Genomic DNA, 24,456 nt, shown 5'->3' on the forward strand with positions numbered 1-24,456 from the left:
CTTTTATAACCAGTAAGTGATTTTCTTGCGGGTGAGCGAGAAGACCCACATGGCCAGCGCCGTGCCGCCGAGGGCGAAGGCGGCGGCGACCTGCCAGTACAGCGGCGCGGGCATGATGCCCAGCACCGGGTCGCGCAAGAGGGTAATGAGCGAGGTAAAGGGGTTCATTTGCGCGATGTGCAGCCGCCCTTCCGGCAACTGGTTCAGCCGCCAGATGATGGGGGTGACGAAAAACAGCAGCGTTACAATGCTTTGAATGACCGGCATCATGTCGCGGAAGCGGGTACAGAAAATGGCGATGATGAGGCCGAGCCAAAGAATATTGACGGAAACCAGCACAAAGGCGGGCAGCAGCCAGAAAATATTGCTGTTGATACCAAGACCGAGGAACAGCATCACGAACGGATAAATCAGCAGGTTATGCAGCAAAATCAGCAGTTGCCGATAAAAGACGCGCATCACCAGCGCCGACAGCGGCAGGTAGGACTGCTTCAAAATATGCTCGTTGGCGGTAAAGGTTTCCGCATATTCGCTGATGGAGCCGGCGATGAATGCCCAAAAAATAAGGCCGAGCGCCAAATGCGGTACAAATTCTGCCAAATCGGTGGAAAACAGCGCGCCATAAAGCGGCCCCATCGCCGAGACCGTGACCGCCATGCTGAGCGTAATCCAGAACGGCCCCAGGGTAGAGCGGCGATACTTCAGGCGAATATCCTGTCGCGCCAGCGATTGCCACAAACGAAAACCGGCAATGCCTTGCCGGATATCCGTCCACGCACCCCCCGTGTTCATCATTTTAATCAAGATATAACGCCTCGTTATAAGGGGAAAAGAAACGGCGCAATTATCCATATTTGCCGCGACGACGCAATCGCCATTTGGACACCCGTCCGTCTTGCATTTCCCCAGGGGCTATGCTTAAATGCGCCGCTTTGCGAGAGTGGCGGAACTGGTAGACGCACTGGATTTAGGTTCCAGCGGGGCAACCCTTGAGAGTTCGAGTCTCTCCTTTCGCACCACGGTTTCCATTCATTATTGAGCGGCTCGCCGCAGTTTCATTTATCGAGGATAGATATGCAATCATCCGTTGAACAACTGGAAGGTCTTTCGCACAAATTAACGGTTGAACTACCGTCTGCGCGACTGGATCAGGAAGTCGAAAAACGTCTCAGAGAAATCACACCGCGCGTGCGCATTGATGGCTTCCGCCCCGGCAAAGTGCCGCCTGCCGTCGTCAAACAAAAATACGGTACCAGCGTCCGCCATGACGTGCTCAGCGAAATCGTCGAAGAAACCTGCCGCGAAGCCATGCAGCAAAGCGGTTACACCCCCGTAGCCTCGCCGGAAATCACCCTGCTCTCCGGCATGGCCGCCAACGAACCGATCAAATACACCGCCATCTTTGAAATCATGCCCGAAGTGGAAGTCAAGGGGCTGGAACAAATCAGCATCACCCTGCCGCGCAGCGAAGTCCGCGACGAAGACGTGGACAACATGGTACTCACCCTGCGCCGCCAGCAAGGCACCTTCCACGAAGCCGACAAGGCGGCAGAAGACACCGACCGTGTCACCGTCGATTTCGTCGGCAAGCTGGACGGCGTCGCCTTTGACGGCGGCAGCGGCGAAAATATGCCCGTCATCCTCGGCACCGGCCAAATGTTGCCCGACTTTGAAGCGGGTCTCCGTGGCGGCAAGGCGGGCGAAGAAAAAACCTTCGATGTCGCCTTCCCGGCCGATTACCACAGCGCTGACCTCGCCGGCAAAACCGCACAATTCACCGCGACCATAAAAAAAGTGGAAGCGCTGGCACTGCCGGAAATCAACGAAGCCTTCATCAAGGCCTTTGGCATCGAAAGCGGCGAACAGGACGCCTTCCGCAAGGCCATCCGCGACAACATGACGCGCGAACTGGAAAACGCCCAGCGTGCTATCCGCCGCAACCGGATGTTTACCGCCCTGCTGGAAAAAAATGCCGAACAGCTTGTGCCCGAAAGCCTGGTGCGCATGGAAGCCGAACACATGGCACATGAAGCACGACTGGAACAACAAATCGAAGACGTGCAACGGCGTCGCGAAGTGGCTATCCGTGTCTTTGGCGAACTCGCCCGCGACCGTGTCCGCATGAGCCTCCTCGTCAACAAACTGCTGGAAGAGCGCAAGCTCGAACTGGATCAGGCGCGCGTGGATGCCCGCATCCAGTCCATCGCTGCCACCTACGAAAATCCGCAGGAAGTCGTGGACTGGTACAAAAAAGACCGCGAGACTCTGCGCCGCCTGGAAGCGGCCATCCTTGAAGAACAACTGGTTGACCAACTGTACGAACAGGCACAGGTCAGCGAAGAAGACAAAACCTTCCAGGAAGTCATGGCACTGGGCCAGCAACGTGGCTAACCGCCTGGACGACCGACGGGGCAGCCTTGGCTGCCCTTCATTTATTGGTGCCATCACAAAATAACTGGCACGAACCTTGCAACGGTATCGGCATCCGTTGATACACACCGCACCCGTTATACATACACCTTGAGCGCTCAAGTGTATGTAAATGACGCCCCCTTGAAATCCCGCCAGCCGCCCGCACATCGGGAACTGTCCTAACCCCTTAACGGAGAACACCTACATGGAAATCCAAAACAACCTGCTCATCCCGATGGTCGTCGAGCAGACCGGTCGCGGCGAACGCTCCTACGACATCTACTCCCGTCTGCTGAAAGAGCGGGTCATCTTCCTCGTCGGCCCGGTCAATGACGCCTCCGCCAATCTCGTCGTCGCGCAAATGCTCTTCCTTGAAGCGGAAAACCCCGACCAGGATATCCACCTCTACATCAACTCGCCCGGCGGCTCCGTCACCGCAGGAATGTCCATCTATGACACCATGAACTTCATCAAGCCGGACGTCTCCACCCTCTGCCTTGGCCAGGCGGCGAGCATGGGGGCGATGCTGCTCACCGCAGGTGCACACGGCAAACGCTTCGCCCTGCCACACAGCCGGGTGATGATTCACCAGCCGCTGATTAGCGGCGGCCTCGGCGGCCAGGCATCCGACATCGAAATTCACGCGCGCGAACTGCTGAAAATGAAGGCGACGCTGAACGAACTGCTCGCCAAACACACCGGCCAGCCGCTGGAAAAAATCGAACGCGACACCGACCGCGACAACTTTATGTCCGCCGAAGAAGCCGCCGCCTACGGCCTGATTGACCACGTCACCACCGCGCGCACCGACATCAGCGCATCCTGAAGCGCGCCCACCGCATTCCCCGGAGATACCCATGACCGATAAACGTCACCGCTGCTCGTTCTGCCACAAACCCGATACCGAGGTCCGCCGCCTCATCTCCGGCCCGGACGGTATCAACATCTGCGACGAATGCATCACCCTCTGCGGCGATATGCTCAAAGATGGCGCGCCTGCTGGCAGCGAACCCGAACTGTTTGACGGCAAACCGCTGCCGACCCCCTCCGAAATCAAGGCCTTCCTCGATGACTACATCATCGGCCAGCACCGCGCGAAAAAAGCGCTGGCGGTGGCGGTGTACAACCACTACAAACGGCTGCACCTCAACCAACAAAAAGCCGACGACGGCGTCGAAATCGTCAAAAGCAACATCCTGATGATCGGCTCGACCGGCTCCGGCAAAACCCTGCTCGCGCAAACACTGGCCAAATGCCTGGACGTCCCCTTCGCCATTGCCGACGCCACCGCCCTGACCGAAGCGGGTTACGTGGGCGAAGACGTCGAAACCATCGTGCAAAAACTGCTGATGAACTGCGACAACGACGTCACCCGCGCCGAACGCGGCATCATCTACATTGACGAAATCGACAAAATCGCGCGCAAGGGCGAAAACCTCTCCATCACCCGCGACGTCTCCGGCGAAGGCGTGCAACAGGCGCTGCTCAAACTGGTAGAAGGCACCGTTGCCGCCGTGCCGCCACAAGGCGGGCGCAAACACCCGCAGCAAGAACTGATACACGTCAACACCACCAACATCCTCTTCATCTGCGGCGGCGCCTTTGCCGGACTGGAAAAACTCATCGCCAAACGTACCGAACAGGGCGGCATCGGCTTCGGCGCTCACGTCCACAGCAAAGCCGAGGCGGACGAAAACAACAACCGCCTGCTACAACAAATCGAACCGGAAGACCTGGTCAAATTCGGCCTTATCCCCGAATTTGTCGGCCGCCTGCCGATTATCGCCCTGCTCGATACCCTCGACGAAGACGCGCTGGTACACATCCTCACCGAGCCGAAAAACGCCATCGTGCGCCAGTTTGAAAAAATCTTCGGCTTTGAGGACGTCGCCCTCGAATTTACCCCGGACGCGCTGCAAGCCATCGCACAAAAAGCTATCACCCGCAAAACCGGCGCGCGCGGCCTGCGCTCCATCGTCGAACAAACCCTGCTCGATACCATGTTCAACCTGCCCGACCAGAAAGACATTGACAAAGTGACCGTCACTGCCGCCACCATCCTCGAAGGCAGCACGCCGCAACTGCACAACAAAAAATCCGCCTGAACCGGAAGAAGAACCCGATGCAAGAAAACACCCTCCCCGTCCTGCCCCTGCGCGACGTCGTCGTCTATCCGCACGTCATCGTGCCGCTCTTCGTTGGCCGGGAAAAATCCATCGCCGCGCTTGACGTTGCCAACCAGAACCAGCAAGAACTGCTGCTCGTCCCGCAAAACGACGCCAGCATCCGCGATCCGGGCGTTGCCGACCTGCACCCGGTCGGCAGCGTTGGCCGCATCGTACAAATGACCAAACTCTCCGACGGCACCGTCAAAGTGCTGGTCGAAGGCCTGCGCCGCATCGAAATCGCCGCCTGGCAAGAAGACCAGCCCTACCTGCAAGCCAGCTACCGCGATTACGGCAACAACAACAGCGTCCCCACCGACGAACAGCGGGCGATGGGCAAAACTGCCGTCGAACAATTCACCCGCTTCCTCAAAGAAAATGACAAAAACGCCGACGACCTGCTACAAAACCTGCGCCAGCTCAACAACCCCGGTCGCATCGCCGACACCATCGCGGCACACATGGACCTCAGCCTGGAGCGGCGCATCACCATCCTCGACAGCACCGCGCTCAACGAACGCCTGCAACACATCCTCATCTTCCTCGAAGAAGAACTGGAAAAATCCGACCTTGACCGCAAAATCCGCAAGCGCGTCAAACAACAAATGGAGCGCAACCAGCGCGAGTACTACCTCAACGAACAAATCAAGGCCATCCAGAAAGAACTGGGCGAAATGGAAGATGCGCTCAACGACATCGAACAACTGGAAAAATCCGTCAAAGAAGCGGGCATGAGTGCCGATGCCGAAAAAAAAGCGCTGTCCGAACTGAACAAACTCAAACAAATGTCGCCGATGTCGGCAGAAGCGAACGTCATCCGCAACTACCTCGAATGGATGATTGACTACCCCTGGTCCAAGCGCCGCCGCAGCCAGTACGACATCGCCCGCGCCGAAAAAATCCTCGAACGCGACCACTACGGCCTCGAAGACGTCAAAGAACGCATCCTTGACTACCTCGCCGTACAAAAACGCAACAAACACGGCAAAGGCCCCATCATCTGCCTCGTTGGCCCGCCCGGCGTCGGCAAAACCTCGCTCGGCAAATCCATTGCCGAAGCGACCGGGCGCGACTTCGACCGCATCTCGCTCGGCGGCGTCCACGACGAAGCCGAAATCCGCGGCCACCGCCGCACCTACATCGGCTCGCTGCCCGGCAAAATCGTACAAAAACTCTGCAAACTGGGGAGCAACAACCCGCTCATCCTGCTGGATGAAATCGACAAAATCGGCATGGATCACCGCGGCGACCCCGCCTCCGCCCTGCTCGAAGTCCTCGACCCGGCGCAGAACAACGCCTTCAGCGACCACTACCTCGAAACCGACATTGACCTCTCCAACGTCCTCTTCATCGCCACCGCCAACACCCTGAATATCCCGGCGCCGCTCCTGGACCGGATGGAAGTCATCCGCCTGCCCGGCTACACCAGCCGCGAAAAAAGCGAAATCGCCACGCGCTACATCCTGCCGCGGCAAATCCGCGAACACGGCCTGCGCAAAGACGAATTTGCCCTCGAAGACGGCGTTGTCACCGACATCATCGAGGACTACACCCGCGAAGCGGGCGTGCGCAACCTGGAGCGGGAAATCGGCAAACTGGCGCGCAAAAGCGTGCGCAAACTGCTGACCAGCGACATCAAAAACATCGCCATCAACAAAACCAACCTCGAAGACTTCCTCGGCGTGCCCAAATACCGCCGCAGCGAAGACGATCTGCGCAACAAAATCGGCTGCGTTACCGGCCTCGCCTGGACCTCCGTCGGCGGCGAAACCCTGCAAATCGAGGCGACCATCTTCCGTGGCAAAGGCAAACTGAACCTCACCGGTCAGTTGGGCGACGTCATGAAAGAATCCATCCAGGCCGCCTCCTCCGTCGTGCGCAGCTACCTCGAAGCGAGCCTGCCCGAACTGCGCTACGACGAATACGACATCCATATGCACCTGCCCGAAGGCGCGACTCCGAAAGACGGCCCCAGCGCCGGCATCGGCATGGCAACCGCGCTGCTATCCGCCTTCAGCAAAATCCCGGTACGGGGTGATCTGGCCATGACCGGCGAAATCACCCTGCACGGACGGGTGCTGGCGATTGGCGGCCTCAAAGAAAAACTGCTTGCCGCCGTGCGCAGCCACATCAAAACCGTGCTCATCCCGGAAGAAAACCGCAAAGACCTGCGCGACATCCCGGACGAAGTCAAAGACGCGCTGACCATCATCCCGGTGAGCCGCATCGAACAAGTCTTCGAGCACGCCTTTGAACCCTCCGAAACCCCGCTCAACCAGCGGCTGTTACAAATCAAACAACCGCCGCCGATAAACGCCGAAGCGGCGAAAAACATCCGCTGCTAAGCTCCCACACAATAAACCGCCAATTATGGCGGTTTAATTTTATTCGGCGTATAGGACAAAAAAGGAGCTATAGCGATACACTCAAAGTTTTACACAAGGCGCAACGCTGGGGGTGGTACGCGGCTATACGGAAAGACGGCACAGTATGAGACTTTCGGTGTATCGCTATAAAAAACGCTGTAAGCCTTATGCTGCAAGGCTTTAAGCGGGGTCAAAACCTTTGAACACAAAAAATGCTTTTTCTGTGGCTCGAAGAAGGTCAAAAAGAACGGGCGGCGCAACAGCCAACAACGCTATAAATGCTGCAACTGTGGCAGGCAATTTGACGGTAGCAGGCGTCACCAAAGCGATGAACTTTGGACAGCCTACAGCGCGGGCAAGCAGACTGCCGCCCAGCTCGCCGCGCAACACGGTTGTAGCTGCAAGACCATCTACCGCCATCTGCGCAGGGCGCGCATCCGGGAAACCTTCCCGCAGCCTGCCAAAGCCAACATCATCATGGACACCACTTACTTCGGGCGCAGTTTCGGTGTGATGGTGCTGATGGACAGCATCAGCGGGCAAGTCCTTTCCGTCCGTGAAGTCAAACACGAAACCAACGCTCTTTATGCCGAAGCGCTGAACGCTTTGCGGGGAAAATGCGTTGTAATACAGAGCATTGTTTGCGACGGGTGGAAAGGATTGTTGCAGCTGTTCCCGGAGATTCCCGCACAACTGTGCCAGTTTCATCAGGTCAAAACCGCCAGCTGCTACCTGACACGCAACCCGAAAACGGCGGCTGGCAAGGCGTTGTGGCAGCTGGCGCTAACGCTGAAAGGCAACGGCAAAGTGGCCTTTCAAATGAAGCGCATCCCGGTTTGGGCATCCACAACACGACCAATCTGCTGGACGGAAAATTTGCCGACTTAAAGCGCAGTGGGGTCTCATCACGGGATGAGAAAGGTGAATAAGGTAAGGTTTATAAAGGATTATTTCTCCCTGTCTGGTGATGAGTAGCTCCTTTTTTGTCCCATATGCCTTTTTTTCTTCATGGGGATATCTTCTCACAGATAGTACTCCCTCCTGATTTCTTGGGGCGGTTTAGTGTGCATGAGGCCCACGCAGCGGGATGTTGAACAGGCGCTCAGAACCAGATGATTTTTTTGCGGTTGCGCGGGGTGAATTTGCCACCAACCATTTGGCAGTTGCTTTGTGTCATTTCTTCTTTGTATTCGTGGCCGTCGGCGTGGATGGCGGTGCAGGTGCCCTTGGAGAGGTTGTGCGAGCCGACGGCGGCGGTGGTGTCGCCTCTGGCGCAGGCGGTGAGCAAGAGGGCGGTAGTGAGGGATGCGAGCAGGGTTTTGGTCATGGGGTTTCTCGTGGGTTTGGTGAGGTTTTTTTGGCGGGCGGGGCGGTTTGTCGTTTACATACACCTGAGCGCTCAAGGTGTATGTAAATTTGTAGCAACTGTAGGGGCGGTCAGGACGGTGTCCGTATCCGCCCATTTTGTTATGCGGGCGGTTACGCTCGTTCCTCGCTAACCGCCCCTACAGCCGCATGGTCTATAGGGCGGGTCTTGACCCGCCGCTCCAGAACGGCATCGGCGGCGGCAATGTTTAACCCCACCCCCGTCCCCTCCCCCACAGGGGGAGGGGGCACGGCGGGATTCATTTTTCAACGCTTTTTCAGCCGTCCCAGCGGGTCGGCGGGGTCGATGCCGTCCATGTATTGCAGGTGGCGTTCTTTGTGGGTGAGCTGATAGACAAGGCCAAGCCAGTTGGCAAAGAGTGCCTTGGCGGTGTCGCGCCAGGTGACTTCTATTTCTTCGGCGAGGCGGTCTTCGGGGAAGTCGCTGATGGGGCGGCCTGAGGCGAGGTAGTCGCGCAGGATGTGTTGTCCGGCGGGGGTGAGGTAGTGTTCCGGCGGTTGTGGCGGCTGCGGCTGTACGCCCTGCTGGTAGTGGCCGAGGTCACGCCGGTATTCTTTGAGCAGGCTGCTGCGGTCGTATTCGGGGTGCCCCTGGAAGTAGATTTGGCGGAAGCCGTCCGGCGAGCTTGCCATCGCCACGCCACTTTCTTCGCCCGCGACCAGTACCGGCAGGCCGTGCGCTTCGAGTTGGGCGGCGCTGATGCCGTTCCAGCGCGAGTGCGGCATATCAAAGCGGGTGTTGATGTTGGCGAGCATCGGGTGGCTGCGGTCGAGGACGCGGTGGCTGTACACGCCAAAGAGTTTGGCGTCGCGGCGCTGTCGCGTGATGCCGTAGAAGTGCTGCAACGCGAGGTGCGAGGCGAGGCAGGAGCAGAGGACGGAGGTGACGTTTTTGTCCGCCCAGTCGAAGACGCGCTGCACGTGCGGCCAGTAGGCTTCTTGCGCGAGGTCGGCGTGCATCGGGTTGGTGCCGGTGAAGATGATGGCGTCGAGGCCGTCGCGGGCGAGGTCGTCGAAGTGTTCGTAGTGGCGGTCGATGTAGGCCTGGTTTTCGGCGCTGCGCGGTACGCCGGGGACGGTGAAGATGTGGACGTAGAACTGCGCGATGCGGTTGGAGTTGCCGATGAGGCGCAGGAATTGGCGCTCGGTCGCTTTCAGCGCGCCGTCGGGCATGATGTTCAGCAGGCCGATGTGCAGTTCGCGGATGTCCTGCTGGCTGGCGCGGCGGATGTCGAGGATTTCTTGTCCTTCGGCGCGCAGGCGGTCGAGGGTTTCGAGTTCGCGGTGGGCGACGAGTGGCATTATTGGCCTCTTTGCGCGGCACGGGCGCGGTTGAGCAGTTCATCAAAGTCGGCGGCGTCGCGCACTTGCCAGATGTCGCGTGCGCCGAGGACGACGCCGTGGCGCGCGGCCAGTTGCAGGTAGCGTTTGCGCCGGTGTGCCATCATTTTCGGGGTGACGAAGCGGATGAAGTCGTCGGACTCGAAGCGGTCAGGGGTGAGGCCGCCTTTCATCAGGCTGTATTCGCTGATCATTTGTTGGAGGAAGGCGGCGTGGTAGCAGATGGGTTTGGGGTAGGCGATGGCGCGCGCTTCCAGCTCGGCGTAGAGCGCCTCGTCGGTGTCGATATAGACGAAGAGGGTGTGCGCGGCCAGTGTTTGCATGAGGGCGTCGTCGTCGATTTCGCAGATGCTGCCGCCGGCGTCGTTGATGAAGGCTTTGTAGCCGTAGAGGCGTTCGGCGCGCTCGATAAAGGCGGGGACGTCGTACATCGCCGCGCGTTCGGCTTCGCTGAAGAGGCGCTGTCGCTCGATGAAGGTGCGCGCGTCGTAGCCGTCGCGCCCCAGTTTGCCGATGAAGGCGGAGAGGATGTGCAGCCGTTCGATGGTGACTTTGCCCTTGACGCTGACGGCGTCGTCGCGCAACAGCGCCGCGAGGGTCGGCTCGCGCCGCGCCAGCACGGTGAGCCAGTCGCTAATCGGCTCGCTCAGGTAACGGGTGGCGATGCGGTAGTCGCCGGAGTAGTGAAACCAGCCGGCGCCATGCAGCAGGGTGGCCAGCGTGGTTTTGCCGACGCCGGAGGTGCCCATCAGGGTGATGCGGGATATCGGGGGCATTTTTTCTTCCGTTTGCACTGAAAACGCGCGCTATATTAGCATTCTGTCCCTGCTTCTTACGGAATTTATCGCTGCTTATGGACTCTCTTTTTACGCAAATTTTTCCTGCACCGCCCGGCGATTTGTTGCTTGGCGACTGGCAGGGCGCGCTGGTGCTCTGCGACTGGCTGCTTGCCAGCAATGGCCACCGTAGCGACAGTCGCGTGCCGCGTCTGCTCGGCGCATCGTTGCAGGAGCAGGCGACGCCGCTGCTGACGGAAACGGCGGCGCAACTGGCCGCGTTTTTCACCGGCAAGCGGCGCGGTTTTGACCTGCCGCTGTGTCTGGTCGGCACGCCGTTTCAGATGCGTGTCTGGCAGGCGCTGCGCGCGATTCCCTGTGGCGAAACGCGCAGTTATCAGGACATCGCCCGCGCCATCGGCAATGTGAACGCCACCCGCGCGGTGGCAGGCGCCATCCGCAGCAATCCGCTGTCGGTGGTCGTCCCCTGCCATCGCGTCATCGGCAAAAACGGCGGCCTCACCGGCTATAACGGCGGCACGGCTGCGCTCTATATCAAGGCGCGGCTGCTGGCGCTGGAGCGGGGTGCAAGGGAATTGGGGTTGGCATGAGAAACGCGCCGGATGGCGCGTTTTTTTGTGGTGCAGATGCTTTGCCGAAGTCGGGTTCAGGCGGTTTCGCGCAGGTTTTCCAGTGCTGTCGCGGTTTTGCTCGGCAGGAATTGGGTGATGGTGTATTCCGCCAGTTGTTGCTGGTGGAACGGGTCTTCGCTGATGATGCGCTCTACGCTCGCCCGGTCTGGTGCACGCAGGATGATGATGCCGCCGTCGCGCGGTTCTTTGCGCCCGGAGAGGAGGAATACGCCTGCGGCGTAATAGCGCTCCAGGTAGGCGATGTGCGCGGGCAGGTGCGCTTCGATGTCGGCCAGCGGGCGGATGTAGTGCAGCGAGATGATGTACATGATGTTTCGCCGTTCTCAGAGTTGTGCCAACAGCGGTTTCAGCGCTTCGCGCAACGCGGTTTGGGTGTCGGCGTCGGCCTTGCCATTGGCGTCAAAGTGGTCGCCGTAGCTGCCCCGGCTGTATTGGCCGACGATGTTCGCGCCCTGGAATGGCAGCAGTTGGGCGAGCAGGGCGAGGTTGCTTGCGCCGCCGTTCGGGCCGGGTGAGGTGGAGAGCAGCAGCACCGGTTTGTCGCCGAAGAGTTTGTGGCTTTGCGTGTTGGCGTAGCGGCTGCCCCAGTCAATGAGGTTTTTGAAGGCGGCGGGCATGGCGCCGTTGTGTTCGGGGCAGGCGATGATGACGGCGTCGTGCGCTTCGACCAGTTCATAGAAGGCTTGGGCTTCTTCGGGGTAGCCTTCTTCGCTTTCAATATCAATGCTGTAGAGCGGCAGGTCAATGTCGCGCAGGGCGGCGTAGGTTTTGTCGTGGCCGTCGGCGAGGTCGCAGGTGGCGGCGAGCAGGTTGTGGTTGAGGGATTTCTGGCTGTTGCTGGCGCAGAAGCAGAGGATTTTTGCCATGAGGGTTCTCCGGTTGGGTTCAGGTGATGTGCCAGTGTCCGCGGTGTTTGTCCGGGTTGGCGGTGAGGCGCGCGAGGTAGTCGCGGCGCGGGATGTTCACCGCACCCATGCTGATGAGGTGCGGCGTGAGGAACTGGGTGTCCAGGGTGTCGATGCCCTGCGCGGCGAGCCAGGCGCAGAGGCGGATGAGGACGATTTTTGAGGCGGACGGGCGCAGGCTGAACATGGATTCGCCGCAGTAGATGCGTTCGAGGGCGACGCCGTAGAGGCCGCCGACGAGTTCGTCGTCCTGCCACAGTTCGCAGCTGTGCGCCCGCCCCTGTTCGTGCAGGGCGAGGTAGGTTTGCCGCATTTCGCCGGTAATCCAGGTCGCACCGTGGCAACTGGCGCAGTAGTCGATGACGGCGGTGAAGGCGGTGTCCAGCGTCAGGCGGTAATTCGTGCGCCGCATCAGTTTGCGCAGGGAGCGGCTGGCATGCACGGCGGCGGTGGGGATGATGGCGCGCGGGTCGGGACTCCACCAGAGGATGGGTTCGCCGGGGTTGTACCACGGGAAGATGCCCTGGCTGTGTGCGGCAAAGGCCATTTCGGCGTCGATGAAGTTGCTGCGGGCGACAAGGCCGTGTTCGTCGGCGCTGTCGGCGGGCGGGAAGCGGTAGCGGGGGTCACGCATCGGGCAGGCTCCAGACCCAGAGCATGACAGCGAGGGCGATGAGGGCGGCGGGGAGGATAAGGACGAGGTAGCGATTGCCGTACAGGGCAAAAAGGGCGGCAAAGGAGAGGGTGAGCATCGCGCTGGCGGCGATTTTGCCGCTGCGCGGCACGGCGCGGTATTCGTTCCAGGCGGCGATATGGGGGCCGAAATGGCGGTGTTCGGTGAGCCAGCGGTGGAAGCGCGGACTGCCCCGCGCCCCGCACCAGGCGGCGAGGATGAGGAAGGGCACGGTCGGCATGACGGGCAACAGCAGTCCGATGATGCCGAGGAGCAGGGCGAGGATTCCGGCAAGGTTCCAGAGGTGTCGGGTCATGGGATTGCGGTATGGTAAGGAGTGGGAGCGGGACGGTCGCGGCGTTGCCAGTCTTCGCGTCCCTTTGCTATTATGCCGCCTTTCTTTTCCATGTGGTTTTTTCTATGCGCAACACGCTGATGATGCGGGTTTTCCCTTGTGCCGCCGTCCTGTTTTTTTCTGCTTCGGCTCTCGCCGAATCGTTCCAGGTTTCTGATATTCGTATTGAAGGTTTGCAGCGGATTTCCGCCGGGACGGTCTTCACCTATCTGCCGGTAGCGCCGGGCGACCGCTTCGACATGAACAACAGCGCGCAGGCAATTGACGCCTTGTACAAGGCCAACCTCTTCTCGCAGGTGCGCCTTGCCCGCGAAGGCAACGTGCTGGTGGTGCAGGTGGAAGAATTTCCGGTCATCGCCGAGGTCAAGCTCAAGGGCAACCGCGATCTCAAATCCGAAGACCTGCAAAAGGCGCTCTCCGCCGCCGGCATCACCGAAGGGCAGGCGTACAACCCGCAGATGTTGCAACAACTGGTACAGGAGCTAACCCAACAATACCAGGCACGCAGCAAATACGCGGTAAAAATCGACCCGCAGGTGCGACAACTGCCGCGTGGCCGCGTCGCCATTGACCTCAACATCAGCGAAGGCCGCTCCAGCCGCATCAAGAACATTGACATCGTCGGCAACAAAATCTACCCGGACAGCCAACTGCTCAGCCTGTTTGACACCTCCACCCCGCGCTGGAACTCCTGGCTGACCAAATCCGACCAGTACGACCGCGACAAATTGCAAGCCGACATCGACCGCCTCGAATCCTTCTACCAGGATCGCGGCTTCATGGACTTCAAAGTCACCTCGACCCAGGTCTCGCTCTCGCCCGACCGCCAGTGGATCTACCTCACCATCAACGTTGATGAAGGCAAGGTTTACCGCGTCAAGGGACACCAGTTCAAGGGCGACCTCATCGTGCCGCAGTCCGAACTCGAATCCCTCGTCACCTTCAAAAACGGCGACCGCTACAACCGCAGTGAAATCCGCAAAACCACCGACGCGCTGCGGATGCGCCTCTCCGACGAAGGCTACGCGCAGGCACAAGTCAACGTTGAGCCCGACGTGGACAAACTCAGCGGAGAAGTCAACCTCGACATCCTCGTCACCCCCGGCACCAAAACCTACGTCCGCCAAATCGGCTTCACCGGCAACAACAAAACCTACGACCGCGTACTGCGCCGCGAACTGCGCCAACAAGAAGCCAGCCCCTTCTCCGGCTCGGACGTCGCCCGCTCCGAAGAACGCCTGCGCCGCCTGCCGCAAGTCGAATCGCTGGAGCAGGAAATCCACCCCGTCCCCGGCTCGCCCGACCAGGTTGACCTCGAATACAAAATCAAAGAACGCAGCACCAGCAGCATCGAAGGCGGTGTCGGCTACGGCCAGAGCAGCGGCGCACTCTTCAACATCAAATACAACGACGACAACTTCCTCGGCACCGGCAACAGCCTCGGCATCAACTTCGGCAAAAGCTCCTCCGAAGAAAGCTACGGCTTCAACTTCACCGACCCCTACTTCACCGCCGACGGCGTCAGCATCAACTACGCCTTCGACTACACCAAAACCAACTACCGCCGCGAACGCCTCTCCGACTGGGCGGCGGACACCATGGACGCCACCGTCACCTTCGGCTACCCGCTCACCGAATACCAAAACATCTACTTCGGCGGCGGTTTCCGCAACCTCAAAATCAACACCGGCAAAGACGTCGCCTCCGAAATCACCGACTACCTCAACAAAAACGGTCGCCGCTACAACGAAGGCGTCGTCACCCTCTCCTGGAGCAAAGACACCCAGGACAACACCTACCTGCCGACCAAAGGCAGCCTGAACCGCATCAGCGGCGAAGCCACCCTGCCCGGCAGCGGCGATACCTACTACAAACTCGGCTACCGCAACCGCACCTACTTCCCGCTCAACAGCGACAACACCCTGCTCGTCGGCCTGCGCGGCGACATCAGCTACGGCGGCGGCTACGGCAAAACCGACGGCCTGCCGTTTTACCGCCACTACTACGCCGGCGGCCTCAACACCCTGCGCGGTTACGAATACGGCTCGCTCGGCCCCAAATACAAAAACGGCGACAACAGCGGCGGCGACTTCCGCACCACCGGCGGCATCGAAATCATGACCCCGTGGAAAACCAGCGAGAAATCCAACAACGTCCGCGTCGGTACCTTCCTCGACTTCGGCAACGTTTACAACAAGGTGGGCGACTTTGACGCGGGCGAATTCCGCTACTCCACCGGCCTCTTCCTGCAATGGATGTCGCCCATCGGCCCGCTCAACCTCAGCTACGGCGTCCCGCTCAACAAAAAAAGCGGCGACAAAACCGAAGCCTTCCAGTTCAGCTTTGGCATGGGCTTCTAACATCCAGCAGAACTGCCCCTCCCCCTGTGGGGGAGGGCTGGGGTGGGGTTAGCCCGCAAACCACCGATGACAAAGCGCCCACCAGCAACAAGCCCCGCTAAAACCACGCGGAAACCCGCACCATGAACCGCAAACCTCTCGCCCTCCTCCTCGCCATCGCCCTCCCCCTGCACGCACAAAACAACGCGGCAGACCCCGCCCTCACCATCCCCGAACCGCCCGCCACCGCGACCCTGGACGACACCACCGTCAGCCCGGCACCTGCGACCCCGTCCGCTGCCGACAAAACCGCCGCCGTGGATCCGGCCGACCTGCGCATCGGCTTCGTCAACTTCCGCCGCATCATGGCCGCTGCGCCACAACGCGAAGAAATCAACGAACGGCTCGAACGCGAATTTGGCGTCGAACGCGACGCGCTGCTACAAGCGCAAAGCGAACTGCGCAGCATGGAGCGCCAGCTCGAAACCCTGCAACACGGCGACAACTACAACGACTACGAACGCCAAGTCATCAACAAACGGCGCGACGTCGCCCGCCGCGACAGCGACTACCGCGACAACATCAACGTCCGCCGCAACGAAGAAATGGCGAAACTGCAAAAAATGATTGGCGACGAAATCATCAGCCTCGCCAAAGAAGCCAACTACGACATCATCCTGAACGACATCGGCGTCTTCTACGTCAGCGAACGCGCCGACCTCAGTCAACAAGTCATCACCCGCTTACAGCGCAAGGCAGAAAAACCATGAGCCAGACCACCGGCGACATCGCCGCCCGCCTCGGCGGCACCCTCATCGGCGACCCCGCCATCCCCATCCACGGCGCGGGCACCCTGCAAGACGGCCAACCCGGCGAAATCGGCTTCCTCGCCGAAAATCATTACCGCAAATACCTCGCCGACACCACACTATCCGCTGTCCTCGTCCCGGAAGCCGCACCCGACACCCGCGCCGCGCAAATCATCGTCGCCGACGTCAAACGCGCCTGGCGCGAACTCGCCGCCAGCTTTGCCCCGCCGCTGCCACCGCCCGCCATCTCGCCACAGGCGCACATTGACCCCACCGCAACCATTGGCACAAACGTTGCCATTGGCGCGGGTGCCGTCATCGGCGCGGGCGCCGACATCGGCGACGGTTGCCGCATCGAACCGCTCGCCTACATCGCCCCCGGCGTGCGCATCGGCGCAGACAGCCACATCGGCGCAGGCGCGCGCCTGCTCGCAGGCACCACCACCGGCGCGCGCGTGCAAATACTCGCCAACGCCGTCATCGGCGAACGCGGCTTCGGCAACAACTTTGAAAACGGCCAATGGCTGCCCGTCGCCCAACTGGGCGGTGTCCATATCGGTGATGACGTCGAAATCGGCGCCTGCACCACCATCGATCGGGGCGCGGTACGCGACACCGTGATTGGCAACGGCGTCAAACTCGACAACCACATCCAGATTGGTCACAACGTCGTCATCGGCGACCACACCGTCATCGCCGGCTCCGCCGTCATCGCCGGCTCCGTCACCTTCGGCAAATACTGCGTCGTCGGCGGCGCCTGCGTCTTCACCGGCCATATCACCATCTGCGACGGCGCCCAATTCACCGGCCACAGCTCCATCAGCAAAAGCGTGACCGCGCCCGGCGTGTACTCCTCCGGCATCCCCGCCATGCCCGCGCGCCAATGGAAAAAATTCTTTGCCACCCTCAAACTGCTCGCCAAGGAAAAACCATGAACCCCAGCACCACTGCCATGGACATCGAAGAAATCCGCCGCTACCTGCCGCACCGCTACCCCTTCTTGCTGATTGACCGCATTACCGAAGTCGAAATCGGCAGCCACATCAAGGCCATCAAAAACGTCACCGCCAACGAACCCTTCTTCCAGGGCCACTTCCCCGGCAAAGCGGTCATGCCCGGCGTGCTGGTTATCGAAGCAATGGCACAGGCGGCAGGCATCCTCGGCGTCAAAAGCGGGCGACGCGAACTGGGGCTGCCGGACGAACCCGAAGAAGACGGCATCTACTTCTTCGTCGGCATCGACAAGGCACGCTTTCGCCGCACCGTCGTCCCCGGCGACCAGCTCCATCTGGACATCAAAATCATCCGCTCCCGCCGTGGCATCTGGTCGTTCACCGCCGAAGCGCGCGTTGACGGCACCCTCGTCTGCGAAGCCGAAATCATGTGCACCACCGCCGGACGTGGCGGCAGCTGACCCATATTCCTTGAACAAAAAAACCGCCGAAGGTTTATCCTCCGGCGGTTTTTTGCACGCTGGAACAATCAGCCCTTTAGCACGGCGGCGCGGTCGGTTTTTTCCCAGGTGAAGTCCGGCAATTCGCGGCCAAAGTGGCCATAGGCGGCGGTTTGGCGGTAAATCGGGCGGATGAGGTCGAGCATTTCGATGATGCCGTAAGGGGTGAGGTCAAAGACGGACAGCACGCGCTTGACGATTTCTTCGTCGGGAATGGTGCCGGTGCCGAAGGTATTGACCATGACCGAGGTCGGGTCGGCGACGCCGATGGCGTAAGACACCTGGATTTCGCAGCGCTTGGCGAGTCCGGCGGCAACGATGTTTTTGGCGACGTAGCGTCCGGCGTAGGCGGCACTGCGGTCCACTTTGGACGGGTCCTTGCCGGAAAACGCGCCGCCGCCGTGGTGCGCCGAGCCGCCGTAGGTATCGACGATGATTTTGCGCCCGGTGAGACCGCAGTCGCCGACCGGGCCGCCGATGACGAATTTGCCGGTGGGGTTGATGTGGAATTTGGTGTTGCGGTCAATCCATTCGGCGGGCAGCACCTTGTCGATAATCAGCTCGCGCACCGCTTCCTGCAAATCCTTCTGCGAGATGTCCGGGTCGTGCTGGGTGGAGAGGACAACGGCGTCAATGCCGGTGATTTTGTCATCTTCATAGCGGAACGTCACCTGTGATTTGGCGTCCGGACGCAGCCACGGCAGCACGCCGTCGCGACGCACCTGCGCCTGCCGCTCGACGAGGCGGTGCGCGTACATGATGGGGGCGGGCATCAGCGTCGGGGTCTCGTCGCAGGCGTAGCCGAACATCAGCCCCTGGTCGCCCGCGCCCTGTTTGCGTTTTTCTTCGCGGTCTACTCCTTGCGCGATGTCGGAGGATTGTTTGCCGATGGCGTTGAAGACGCCGCAGGTGGAGCCGTCAAAGCCGATGTCGGAGCTGTTGTAGCCGATTTCGACCACGGTTTTGCGTACCAGGTCTTCCAAATCAACCCAGGCGGAGGTGGTGACTTCCCCGGCAAGCACGACCATGCCGGTTTTAATCAGGGTTTCGCAGGCGACACGCGCGTGTTTGTCCTGGGCGATGATGGCGTCCAGCACCGCATCGGAAATTTGGTCGGCGATTTTGTCGGGATGCCCTTCGGATACCGACTCGGATGTGAATAGATAGTGGCTCATGCCGTTCTCCTTTGAGATTAAGTGGATGGAAGCGCCGCCGCGTTCAACCCCGACGCGAAAGCGGCCGCTATCCTAGCAAAAATCCGCGCTTATTGCTTTGCCTTCTCATCTGTCGCAGGGGGCGCGCTGGCGGTCTGCGCAATTAAATCGAGAAATACGAGCGGCTCATCGCCCGCATTTTTGAGTGCATGACTTTGTCCTGGCCGGGCAATGGTAATGTCGCCCGCCTGGACTTCGCTTTCTTTGCCGTTGCTGTCGGTAAAAATACCCTTGCCGGAGATAATGATATAGACGTCTTCGTTATTCTCGTGCTTGTGCAAACCGATGGATGCACCGGGTGGCAAAGTCATCCAGCCGATTTCACGAAAGGCATCGTGGTCATCGGTCTGTTTGCGGGTATAGGCAAATTCGCCGAGCAATGCGCCGGTACCACCTGCTGCCTTTTCCCGATTCCATTCGCTTAATTCGCCTTTGCGATAAAGCTGGATATTGCGGTTCAGCGTTTCGCCATGAAAGACTTGCTCTATTTTTTGCGAATAGGCGGCATTATTCGCAGCGGGCGCGGCAGTTTCTGCCTGCGCATTCAGGGTCAATAATAATGCGGGAAGGATAAACAGGGTTTTCATGACACACCTCTCGTTAAAAAAATCCCCGCAGCGCGGGGATGGCAGGACGCATTAACTGTCGCCCAGATTTTCTTCGGCAATCGCCTGGCTTAATGTACTGAGCAGGCGTTCGCTGACCTGATTGACCATGCTCACTTCGCGCGCAATCGTTTGCCGCTCCTGCAACAGGTCAAAGGTCATTTGTAGCGCGGACAGGACAATCAGGCGGTCTATCGGCACTTTCGGATTGTCGCGCCGCATATCCGAGAGCGATGCGTTTAATTGCTCCGCCGCTTCAATCAGCAGATTACGCTCATGCGGCTCGCACATCAGCGGATAGGTATTTTCCAGAATCTGCAAGGTGACTTTCATTTGTTGCTTGCTCATTGTTCTACCCCGCGAATACGGTCAATCATTGCCTGTTTGCGGCGGTTGGCATCATCCAGCTCCGCCTGCAAATCCTCCTGGGCGCGCTGATGTTCTGCCGCCTGTTCGCGCAATGCCTGCGCATGGGCGACAATCAGCGCTTCCTTTTCCGCCGCCCATGCGGCTTTATCCTCGTCATAGCGATTGCGCCAACGGGTATCGGCGTGTTCCAAAGCGATGCGATATTCCTCGGCGCGTTGGGAGAGCGTTTCCTGATGTTCCTGCACGGTGAGATTATGGCGGACATTCAGTTTGTCATAATCTTCCTGCAATTGCCGGTGATTCCGGTTGAGCGTGCGCCATGCCTTGAGCAAAGTATTGGTCTGCTTTTCAACACGTTTTAATTCGTCTATATGTAAACGTTCCTGAACTGGCTTCATGCTGATTCCTGCTTAGGCTCTAAATGACGATAATGGCAAGCCATTACCACGGTTTCATTTATACTACCATCTTTTCCAACAGCCGGACAAAAAGCATGACCACACAACCCCGTTACGACGCCCTCGCCGCACTCATTGCCACCCGCGAATGGTGGTTTGGTGCCAGCGAAGTGCAAGGCATATTGAGCGCGCTGGTTGCCTGCAACCAGGGCGGGCGCTGGGCGGAAATCCTCTTTGCCCAAGGCGAGATTGACAGCATCGCGCACGAAGCCTTCGACCGCCTCTCGCGGCAAATTGAAGAAACGCTCGCCGCCGATGCCCTCTCCTACCAACTGCTGTTGCCGGAAGACGGTACCCTTGCCGCGCGCGCCGAAGCACTGGCCGCCTGGGCGCAGGGATTCACCGTTGCCATCCACTGGTTGCAACCCGAACTCGAAGACGACGCCCGCGCCTTCCTCGCCGACCTCGAAGAAATCGGCAAACTTGACTACGACCTTGACGACAACGAAGAAAACCGCCGCCAGCTCACCAGCCTCGAAGAACACTGCCGCATGGGCGCGCTGCTCATCTACACCGAAAACCACAAACCACAGGAGAAACCCGCATGAACTGGACCCGCGAAGCGCGCTACACCGCGCTCAATGCCGACACCCGCCCGCGTTTTGACGGCCTCTGCGCGCAGGCCGCCGCCAGCCCGTGGCGGCAGCGCTACCACATCCAGCCGCCCGCCGGGTTGCTCAACGACCCCAACGGCTTCTGCCACGATGGGCGCGAATACCACCTCTTCTACCAATGGTTCCCGCTCGGCCCGGTACATGGCCTCAAATACTGGCAACACCTCACCAGCGCCGACCTCGTCCACTATCACAACCACGGCATCGGCATCGCGCCGGATAGCCGTTGGGACAGCCACGGCGCCTACTCCGGCAGTGCGCTTGCCGACGGCGACGGTCTGCTCATCGCCTACACCGGCAACCACCGCACCGCCGCCTGGGAGCGCATCCCCTACCAGCTCACCGCCCGCCTTGACACGCACAACCGCCTGCACAAAAAACCGCCCTTCCTCAACGGCGCACCTGCCGGTTATACCGAACACGTTCGCGACCCGAAAATCTGGCGCGAAGCCGACGGCAGCTACGGCATCGTCCTCGGCGCACAGCGCGCCAACAAAACCGGCGGCGCGCTCTACCTCACCTCACCCGACGCGCGCGACTGGAAGCTGCGCGGCGAGATCGACTTCGGCCTGCCCGACTTCGGCTATATGTGGGAATGCCCCGACTACTTCCCGCTCGACGGGCGCGACATCTTCCTCTGCTGCCCGCAAGGCCTGCCCGCCGACGGCGACCGCTGCCGCAACCTTTACCAGTCCGGCTACTTCCTCGGCCACTTCGACAAAGCCGCCTGCCGCTTCAGCCACGACGGCTTCCGCGAACTCGACCACGGCTTTGACTACTACGCGCCACAAAGCACGGCTGGCGCCAACGGCGAACGCCTGCTCATCGGCTGGATGGGACTGCCCGACACCACCTGCCCCAGCGCGCGCGACGGCTGGGCGCACTGCCTCACCCTGCCGCGCGTGCTGACGATAGAGAACGGCCAACTGCGCCAGCGGCCATTGCCCGCGCTCGACCAACTGCGCGGCACAGGCGCCCACGACGGCATCCACTACGAACTTAACCTCACCAACCCGCAAAGCCGCCCCTTCATCCTCACCCTGCGTGCCGGCGCCACCGCCAAAACCGTACTGACCTACAACGGCGAAGCGCTCATCTTCGACCGCAGCCAAAGCGGCGAACTGCCCGAACCGGAAAAAGACGCGCCCGGCAAAGGCGGCCATATCCGCCGCCTCGCACTCGCACAACTGCACAGCTTGCGCATCTACGCCGACACCTCCTCGCTGGAAATCTACATCAACGACGGCGAAGCGGTAATGACCGGCGCCATCTACCCGCCCGCCGACGCCACCGGGCTGCACATCGCTGCCGCCGATGACGCGACAGTGACGGTTTACCCCATCCCGTAGCCGCCGCATCCTTTATATATAGCCATGCACATCGAAATCATCGCCGTCGGCCAGAAAATGCCGAACTGGGTCAATCGCGGCTATGCCGACTACGCCGACCGCCTGAGCGGCGACCTCACCCTCGGCCTCACCGAAATCCCGCTGCAAAAACGGGCGAGTGCCAGCCAACTGGCGGCGGCGCAACAAAAAGAAGCGGCGCAAATCCAAAATGCGCTGCAAGGCTGCGACTACCGGGTGATGCTGGACATCCCCGGACGCGCGCACAGCAGCGAAAGCCTCGCCGCACGGCTGCAATACTGGCAGGAACATCACCGCCGCCTTGCGCTCATCATCGGCGGCCCGGAAGGCATCGCCCCGGAAATCAAAGCACTCGCCCACGAAAGCTGGTCGCTCGGCAACCTCACCCTGCCGCACCCGCTGGTACGCATCATCGTCGCCGAAGCACTCTACCGCGCCTGGAGCATCAACCACCATCACCCCTATCATCGCGCCTGAATGTGTATTTACTGAGGGTTTTTGTGGTATTTACCGTGTATTTCTGTTGTCTTTAACGGCAGACGCCGGGATAATGAGCGCAGTTTTTCACACTGGAGGCTTTATGATCGTTCTGTGGTTATTACTGGTCATCGTCTTTATTGTGCTGGCGACGGCCAAACTGAAATGGCACCCCTTCCTCGTGCTGTTGCTCGCCTGTTTTCTCACCGCCTTTTGTTACGGCCTGCCGCTGGCGGGAATTGCGAAAACGATTGGCAGCGGCTTCGGCAATATCCTCGGCTCGATTGGCCTCGTCATCGTCCTCGGCACGATTATCGGCCTGGTGCTGGAGAAAACCGGTGCGGCGCTGGTGATGGCGGAATCGGTGGTGAAAGCCATCGGCCCGAAATTCCCGACGCTGGCGATGAGCATTGTCGGCGCGATTGTCTCCATTCCCGTTTTTTGCGATTCCGGCTTTGTCATTCTCCATTCACTGAAAGAATCGCTGGCGGCGCGGATGAAAGTGTCATCGGTGGCGATGAGCGTCGCGCTGGCAACCGGGCTGTACGCGACGCACACCTTTGTGCCGCCGACCCCGGGGCCGATTTCCGCCGCTGGCAATCTGGATTTGGGCAACCAGCTCGGTCTGGTGATTGGCGTCGGCCTGCTCGTTTCCGTGGTGCCGATTATTGCCGGCTGGCTGTGGGCGAACCGCTTTTTGCAGGAACAGCCGGACGGCATCGCCACCGCCCCCGCCGATGATGCCCGCGCGAAAGCCATCCGTGACAGCTATGGCAAGCCGGTCTCGCCCGTGCTGGCGTTCATGCCCATCGCCGCGCCCATCCTGCTCATCTGCCTCGGCTCGGTCGCCGCGTTCCCGACGCATCCCTTCGGCGACGGCACCGTCGCGCAAATCTTCAATTTCCTCGGCACGCCGCTCAACGCCCTGCTCATTGGCACCTTCCTCGCCTTCACCCTCATTCGTGGCGCAGACAAAACCGCGCGCATCAGCGCCATCGTCGGCGACGGCCTCACCGTCTCCGCGCCGATTCTGCTGATTACCGGCGCGGGCGGTGCTTTCGGCGCGATTCTCAAAGAAACGCCGGTGAGCGACTATCTCGGCCACACCCTGAGCAGCAGCGGCATCGGCATCTTCATGCCGTTCATCGTCGCTGCCGCGCTGAAAACGGCGCAAGGCTCGACCACCGTCGCCCTCGTCACCGCCTCCAGCATCGTTGCGCCGCTGCTCGGCCAGATGGGGCTGGACAGCGAAACGGGGCGCGTCCTCTGCCTGATGGCCATCGGCGCGGGCGCGATGACCGTCTCCCACGCCAACGACAGCTTCTTCTGGGTCGTCACCCAGTTCAGTCGGATGAGCGTCGGCCAGGGCTACCGCACCCAAACCGCCGCCACCGCCATCCAGGGCATCAGCGGCATCCTCTGGATTTGGCTGTTGGCGCAAGTGATGCTTTGATATTGAATGGTTTGATATTCCCGTGACCGTAAACGGGTGTCCTGAACGGCAAACCCGCAAACCGCCTTGGATAGGGCGGTTTTTTGCAGGAGGTGATAGCCGACCGGCGAGCGGCTTATAGCAATACACCGAAAGAAGTCTCATACTATGCCGCCTTTCTATATAGCCGCGTACCACCTCCAGCGTTGCGCCTTGTGTAAAACTTTGAGTGTATAGCCATCCACCCTAAATAATATACTCAATAAAAGCCCGCTCCACCGCCTGTA

General features: G+C 60.2%; 25 protein-coding genes, 1 tRNA gene and 1 pseudogene. 15 read left to right on the plus strand and 12 right to left on the minus strand.

Annotation, left to right across the window (positions count from 1 at the left end; all coding sequences use genetic code 11):
* Window positions 1–3: 3 nt before the first annotated feature.
* A complete protein-coding gene (locus tag ACO54Z_RS09290; RefSeq protein ID WP_485996758.1) occupies window positions 4–852 on the minus strand; it encodes an ABC transporter permease in 849 nt (282 codons plus the stop codon).
* Between the two features lie 82 nt (window positions 853–934).
* Between ACO54Z_RS09290 and ACO54Z_RS09295 the strand changes: the two genes are divergently transcribed.
* From ACO54Z_RS09295 to ACO54Z_RS09320, 6 genes and pseudogenes are all read left to right on the plus strand, one after another.
* Window positions 935–1,019: transfer RNA gene (locus tag ACO54Z_RS09295), tRNA-Leu, on the plus strand.
* 55 nt (window positions 1,020–1,074) lie between these two features.
* Entirely contained in the window at window positions 1,075–2,391 is a 1,317-nt protein-coding gene (tig, locus tag ACO54Z_RS09300; protein WP_485996759.1) for a trigger factor, read from the plus strand.
* 226 nt (window positions 2,392–2,617) lie between these two features.
* Window positions 2,618–3,238: an ATP-dependent Clp endopeptidase proteolytic subunit ClpP gene (clpP, locus tag ACO54Z_RS09305; RefSeq protein WP_298081041.1), complete on the plus strand. Its 621-nt coding sequence runs from the start codon at window positions 2,618–2,620 to the stop codon at window positions 3,236–3,238.
* 31 nt (window positions 3,239–3,269) lie between these two features.
* Window positions 3,270–4,517 (plus strand): ATP-dependent Clp protease ATP-binding subunit ClpX, encoded by a 1,248-nt coding sequence (clpX, locus tag ACO54Z_RS09310; RefSeq protein ID WP_485996760.1) that lies wholly within the window; start codon window positions 3,270–3,272, stop codon window positions 4,515–4,517.
* A gap of 17 nt (window positions 4,518–4,534) precedes the next feature.
* On the plus strand, window positions 4,535–6,922 hold the full coding sequence (lon, locus tag ACO54Z_RS09315; protein WP_298081044.1) for an endopeptidase La: 2,388 nt from the start codon (window positions 4,535–4,537) through the stop codon (window positions 6,920–6,922).
* Between the two features lie 273 nt (window positions 6,923–7,195).
* Window positions 7,196–7,831, plus strand: a pseudogene (locus tag ACO54Z_RS09320) (IS256 family transposase, variant Zn-binding type); the annotation flags it as partial.
* 214 nt (window positions 7,832–8,045) lie between these two features.
* Here ACO54Z_RS09320 and ACO54Z_RS09325 read toward each other — a convergent pair.
* The 3 genes from ACO54Z_RS09325 to ACO54Z_RS09335 all read right to left on the minus strand — a co-directional run bounded on the left by ACO54Z_RS09325 (window position 8,046) and on the right by ACO54Z_RS09335 (window position 10,446).
* Window positions 8,046–8,270 carry a hypothetical protein gene (locus ACO54Z_RS09325; protein WP_298080321.1) on the minus strand — a complete coding sequence of 75 codons (225 nt, stop codon included), beginning with the start codon at window positions 8,268–8,270 and terminating at the stop codon, window positions 8,046–8,048.
* Window positions 8,271–8,575: 305 nt separating this feature from the next.
* Window positions 8,576–9,631 carry a homoserine O-succinyltransferase MetA gene (gene metA, locus ACO54Z_RS09330; protein WP_485996761.1) on the minus strand — a complete coding sequence of 352 codons (1,056 nt, stop codon included), beginning with the start codon at window positions 9,629–9,631 and terminating at the stop codon, window positions 8,576–8,578.
* A complete protein-coding gene (locus ACO54Z_RS09335) occupies window positions 9,631–10,446 on the minus strand; it encodes a nucleoside/nucleotide kinase family protein (protein WP_485996762.1) in 816 nt (271 codons plus the stop codon). Before ACO54Z_RS09335 ends, metA begins: the two co-directional genes overlap by 1 nt.
* A gap of 77 nt (window positions 10,447–10,523) precedes the next feature.
* Between ACO54Z_RS09335 and ACO54Z_RS09340 the strand changes: the two genes are divergently transcribed.
* On the plus strand, window positions 10,524–11,057 hold the full coding sequence (locus ACO54Z_RS09340) for a methylated-DNA--[protein]-cysteine S-methyltransferase (RefSeq protein ID WP_485996763.1): 534 nt from the start codon (window positions 10,524–10,526) through the stop codon (window positions 11,055–11,057).
* Window positions 11,058–11,113: 56 nt separating this feature from the next.
* Here ACO54Z_RS09340 and ACO54Z_RS09345 read toward each other — a convergent pair whose 3' ends face one another.
* The 4 genes from ACO54Z_RS09345 to ACO54Z_RS09360 are packed head-to-tail and all read right to left on the minus strand — an operon-like array spanning window position 11,114 to window position 12,993.
* Window positions 11,114–11,407: a YciI family protein gene (locus ACO54Z_RS09345; protein WP_485996764.1), complete on the minus strand. Its 294-nt coding sequence runs from the start codon at window positions 11,405–11,407 to the stop codon at window positions 11,114–11,116.
* A 15-nt stretch (window positions 11,408–11,422) separates the two neighbouring features.
* Window positions 11,423–11,965, minus strand: coding sequence for an NADPH-dependent FMN reductase (locus tag ACO54Z_RS09350; protein WP_485996765.1), 543 nt, complete (start codon window positions 11,963–11,965; stop codon window positions 11,423–11,425).
* Window positions 11,966–11,984: 19 nt separating this feature from the next.
* The gene (gene aat, locus ACO54Z_RS09355; protein ID WP_485996766.1) at window positions 11,985–12,638 is read right to left on the minus strand and encodes a leucyl/phenylalanyl-tRNA--protein transferase; all 654 of its coding nucleotides are present in this window, start codon (window positions 12,636–12,638) and stop codon (window positions 11,985–11,987) included.
* Window positions 12,631–12,993, minus strand: a complete 363-nt coding sequence (locus ACO54Z_RS09360) for a YbaN family protein (protein WP_485996767.1) — start codon at window positions 12,991–12,993, stop codon at window positions 12,631–12,633. The genes aat and ACO54Z_RS09360 overlap by 8 nt, the downstream gene beginning before the upstream one ends.
* A gap of 119 nt (window positions 12,994–13,112) precedes the next feature.
* Between ACO54Z_RS09360 and bamA the strand changes: the two genes are divergently transcribed.
* The 4 genes from bamA (at window position 13,113) to fabZ (ending at window position 17,594) form a co-directional block, all read left to right on the plus strand.
* The gene (bamA, locus tag ACO54Z_RS09365; protein ID WP_485996768.1) at window positions 13,113–15,392 is read left to right on the plus strand and encodes an outer membrane protein assembly factor BamA; all 2,280 of its coding nucleotides are present in this window, start codon (window positions 13,113–13,115) and stop codon (window positions 15,390–15,392) included.
* 122 nt (window positions 15,393–15,514) lie between these two features.
* Window positions 15,515–16,141 (plus strand): OmpH/Skp family outer membrane protein, encoded by a 627-nt coding sequence (locus ACO54Z_RS09370; RefSeq protein WP_485996769.1) that lies wholly within the window; start codon window positions 15,515–15,517, stop codon window positions 16,139–16,141.
* Window positions 16,138–17,115, plus strand: coding sequence for a UDP-3-O-(3-hydroxymyristoyl)glucosamine N-acyltransferase (lpxD, locus tag ACO54Z_RS09375; protein ID WP_485996770.1), 978 nt, complete (start codon window positions 16,138–16,140; stop codon window positions 17,113–17,115). The genes ACO54Z_RS09370 and lpxD overlap by 4 nt, the downstream gene beginning before the upstream one ends.
* Window positions 17,112–17,594 (plus strand): 3-hydroxyacyl-ACP dehydratase FabZ, encoded by a 483-nt coding sequence (gene fabZ, locus ACO54Z_RS09380; RefSeq protein WP_485996771.1) that lies wholly within the window; start codon window positions 17,112–17,114, stop codon window positions 17,592–17,594. The genes lpxD and fabZ overlap by 4 nt, the downstream gene beginning before the upstream one ends.
* A 68-nt stretch (window positions 17,595–17,662) precedes the next feature.
* On the opposite strand, the gene metK is transcribed toward fabZ, so the two are convergent.
* The 4 genes from metK to ACO54Z_RS09400 all read right to left on the minus strand — a co-directional run bounded on the left by metK (window position 17,663) and on the right by ACO54Z_RS09400 (window position 20,219).
* Window positions 17,663–18,808 carry a methionine adenosyltransferase gene (metK, locus tag ACO54Z_RS09385; protein ID WP_485996772.1) on the minus strand — a complete coding sequence of 382 codons (1,146 nt, stop codon included), beginning with the start codon at window positions 18,806–18,808 and terminating at the stop codon, window positions 17,663–17,665.
* 89 nt (window positions 18,809–18,897) lie between these two features.
* On the minus strand, window positions 18,898–19,434 hold the full coding sequence (locus ACO54Z_RS09390) for a cupin domain-containing protein (RefSeq protein WP_485996773.1): 537 nt from the start codon (window positions 19,432–19,434) through the stop codon (window positions 18,898–18,900).
* A 51-nt stretch (window positions 19,435–19,485) separates the two neighbouring features.
* Window positions 19,486–19,785 (minus strand): cell division protein ZapA, encoded by a 300-nt coding sequence (locus ACO54Z_RS09395; RefSeq protein ID WP_485996774.1) that lies wholly within the window; start codon window positions 19,783–19,785, stop codon window positions 19,486–19,488.
* Window positions 19,786–19,796: 11 nt separating this feature from the next.
* Window positions 19,797–20,219: a hypothetical protein gene (locus ACO54Z_RS09400; protein ID WP_485996775.1), complete on the minus strand. Its 423-nt coding sequence runs from the start codon at window positions 20,217–20,219 to the stop codon at window positions 19,797–19,799.
* Window positions 20,220–20,314: 95 nt separating this feature from the next.
* Between ACO54Z_RS09400 and ACO54Z_RS09405 the strand changes: the two genes are divergently transcribed.
* From ACO54Z_RS09405 to ACO54Z_RS09420, 4 genes are all read left to right on the plus strand, one after another.
* Window positions 20,315–20,827 (plus strand): UPF0149 family protein, encoded by a 513-nt coding sequence (locus ACO54Z_RS09405; RefSeq protein WP_485996776.1) that lies wholly within the window; start codon window positions 20,315–20,317, stop codon window positions 20,825–20,827.
* Window positions 20,824–22,242, plus strand: a complete 1,419-nt coding sequence (locus ACO54Z_RS09410; RefSeq protein WP_485996777.1) for a glycoside hydrolase family 32 protein — start codon at window positions 20,824–20,826, stop codon at window positions 22,240–22,242. The genes ACO54Z_RS09405 and ACO54Z_RS09410 overlap by 4 nt, the downstream gene beginning before the upstream one ends.
* 24 nt (window positions 22,243–22,266) lie before the next feature.
* Window positions 22,267–22,737 (plus strand): 23S rRNA (pseudouridine(1915)-N(3))-methyltransferase RlmH, encoded by a 471-nt coding sequence (gene rlmH / locus ACO54Z_RS09415; protein ID WP_485996778.1) that lies wholly within the window; start codon window positions 22,267–22,269, stop codon window positions 22,735–22,737.
* Window positions 22,738–22,840: 103 nt separating this feature from the next.
* Complete coding sequence (locus ACO54Z_RS09420) at window positions 22,841–24,190, plus strand: GntP family permease (protein WP_485996779.1); 1,350 nt, start codon at window positions 22,841–22,843, stop codon at window positions 24,188–24,190.
* Window positions 24,191–24,456 lie beyond the last annotated feature (266 nt).

It is taken from the genome of Cardiobacterium sp., assembly GCF_057314735.1.